At 62.3% G+C, this 2,535-nt stretch carries 3 protein-coding genes; all 3 read right to left on the reverse strand.

The window, feature by feature from the left end:
- Positions 1 to 342: 342 nt before the first annotated feature.
- The 3 genes from MOD31_RS21270 to MOD31_RS21280 all read right to left on the reverse strand — a co-directional run bounded on the left by MOD31_RS21270 (position 343) and on the right by MOD31_RS21280 (position 2,272).
- Positions 343 to 777: an acyl-CoA thioesterase gene (locus MOD31_RS21270; protein WP_011776502.1), complete on the reverse strand. Its 435-nt coding sequence runs from the start codon at positions 775 to 777 to the stop codon at positions 343 to 345.
- A gap of 69 nt (positions 778 to 846) precedes the next feature.
- Positions 847 to 1,350 (reverse strand): GNAT family N-acetyltransferase, encoded by a 504-nt coding sequence (locus MOD31_RS21275; RefSeq protein WP_024818574.1) that lies wholly within the window; start codon positions 1,348 to 1,350, stop codon positions 847 to 849.
- A gap of 259 nt (positions 1,351 to 1,609) precedes the next feature.
- The gene (locus MOD31_RS21280; RefSeq protein ID WP_142937546.1) at positions 1,610 to 2,272 is read right to left on the reverse strand and encodes a histidine phosphatase family protein; all 663 of its coding nucleotides are present in this window, start codon (positions 2,270 to 2,272) and stop codon (positions 1,610 to 1,612) included.
- Between the last annotated feature and the right edge of the window lie 263 nt (positions 2,273 to 2,535).

Genomic DNA, 2,535 nt, shown 5'->3' on the forward strand with positions numbered 1-2,535 from the left:
GGCCGCGTTAATCGCGGCCGCCAGCACCCCGTATAAGGATGTTTACTACTCGAAAGCCACAGTCGATGAGAAGGGCACTGTGCCTCGCTGACCGGAAAGACTGGGATGCCGAGGACTTCGATAACCTCGACGAACACTGGCAGGAGCCACGTAGGCAGCAGTTGGTCTGCCTGGCATGCGGGGGAAAGGCAATGTTCCGCTCGGCAGGGGCTGGCCGGAAGGCGACCTTCAGTGCACGGCATACCGCCGACTGCTGCCTGAACTCCCGCACATGGACCGTTTTCCGGTACCTGCAGTGATGTTCCGTTACCTGCAGTGATAAAGCGCCCGACGGCGCGTGGTTCAGTCTTCGTCGAGCGTTTCCGTCAGGTGGTGCGTGGGGATGCGGTCGCGGTCATACGTGATTTCCGTGTAGCCGTGCGGTTGCGGGCGGCCATCGGGCCCAAGATTCACGAAGACGATTTCCTCGATGGTCAGGATTGCTTCGCGGGTGATCATATTGCGGACCTCGGCGCGCATGGTCAAGGACGTGCGGCCGAAGCGCTTCGCGGTCAACCCCATCTCCACCAGATCACCCTGGACCGCGGAACTGACGAAGTTGATCTCGGATATGTACTTGGTGACGGCGCGGCCATTGCCCAATTGGAGAATGGCGTAGATCGCGGCCTCTTCATCGATCCACTTCAGCAGGCTGCCACCAAAGAGTGTGCCGTTGGCATTGAGGTCCTCGGGCCGCACCCATTTGCGGGTGCGGAAGGTGATGTCTGCTTTTTCCATAATCCGAGATTATCGAACTGGCGCAACCTTCGCTTGATATTGTGCCTGAACTCTCAGCCGTCCCCTCCGTTAGGCCATCGCCGTGTGGGAGGCGCTGTGTGAGTCGATTCGCTTCGAATAGCAATACGACCCGCTGGCACCGACGTACGGGCCGAAGTTCGGCACGGCGGCAAAGCCTGCGCTCTCGTAGAAGCTTCTGCCGTCCGATTGCGCTGATCCTGCCTCAGCTGCGATCACCGTGAACCCGTGGGAATGAGCCTGTGCCTCGAGCGCGGCGAGAATGGAGCTTGCCACTCCGGAGCCCCTGGCATAAGGGACCACATATAGCCTCTTGATCTCGGCGGTGTTTTCATCCAGCATCCGTAATCCGCCGCATCCCAAAGGTTGGCCAGAGCACTTCTCGTAGGCCACCACAAAAACTGCCGTGTCCGCTTCCGTCGGCGGGGGTCCAGGTTCGTGGTCCGTGGTTCCGAACCTCGCATCAAGTTCTGCCTGTTGTGCGGCGCGGAGGTCTGCGCCCACGGGGTTCGCCCAAGTTACCTGCCGGATGTTGAGCCGTGGGTTGGTCTGCATCATTGCCTCTTTTCGCCGGGGTTCGGGGAGGTGTCTATGCGTACTAAGCCTAGGGAGCTGCGGTTACCGCGGTGTTTCCTGCGCGTAAGGGGTGGGAGAATTGCGGGACTTTCTTGCGTTGTGAGGCCCGCTCTGCGCCCTTATGGGTGGTTTTACCGAGCAGGGCAGGCCCCGCAGCGTGCAGAGCAGGCCCCGCAGCGTGCAGAGTAGGGCCCGCAGCGTGCAAGGCGGACGGTGCGCCGGCATGGGCAGTATGGAATCAGGGGTGAAGTGCCTCGCCCGTCGGGTCATCGGCGGTGTGGTCTGCCAGCGCCGTGCCTCCGCCGGGGATTTGGTCCCAGTGCAGCACCCGCCATCCGCTTTCCGGGTCCCCTTCCAACGCAACAATCCCGGTGTTGGGGAGCTGATGCGTTTCGGCGAACACGGTGTCGATGTCTGTCGCCCGACGGCCCGCCCAGCAACGGATAGCAGCACCGTGGCTGACGATTGCCGCCGTCGAATGTCCTGCGGCCGCAACCTGCTGGACTGAATCGTCAAATCTGGCAAAGAAGTCGTGTCCGTCAGAAGCCCCGGGCATGCGCACATCCAAGTGGCCATCCGTCCACGCAAAGACGGTGCTCATGTAACGGCGGTGAGATTCGTGGTCGGTCTTCTTTTCAAGTGAGCCGGCCTCGATCTCATGGACTCCGTCCAGGATTGCCGGCTCCAATCCGGTAGCTTTCGCCAGGGGAGCGACGGTCCGCTGAGTGCGCAGCAGGGTGGAGGTGTACAGGGCTTCGATTGCTTCATGGGCCAGAGCCTTCGGCAGGGCGGACGCCTGGCGCTCACCGAGCTTGGTCAGCCCGGGGCCCGGGAACGCAGTGTCCAACTGGCCTGCGACGTTGCCGGGTGTCTGTCCGTGCCTGATCAACAGGAGCTTCATGGGTGCTCCGCTCCTTCCGATGCAACAGTTTCGGCCTTGCTCGCCTCCCGCGCTCCTGCCCGGTTACTCCCAGCCAACCAGCCGGCTGGGCACCGGAATAGCCCGACACGCCGTGTCCTACGGGTACCGCCTGGCTCCGGTAGCAGCAACTGGGATGGAACGCACTTCTGTTCACCAGCCTAATCGCCGATCGCTGGATAAAGACGACGGCGGGCAGCACGTCTGCGGGGGAGTAGCCGTCGCGGCTGGTCACCCACGGTTCA

This window comes from Paenarthrobacter sp. TYUT067, assembly GCF_023656375.1.
Classification (GTDB): domain Bacteria; phylum Actinomycetota; class Actinomycetes; order Actinomycetales; family Micrococcaceae; genus Arthrobacter.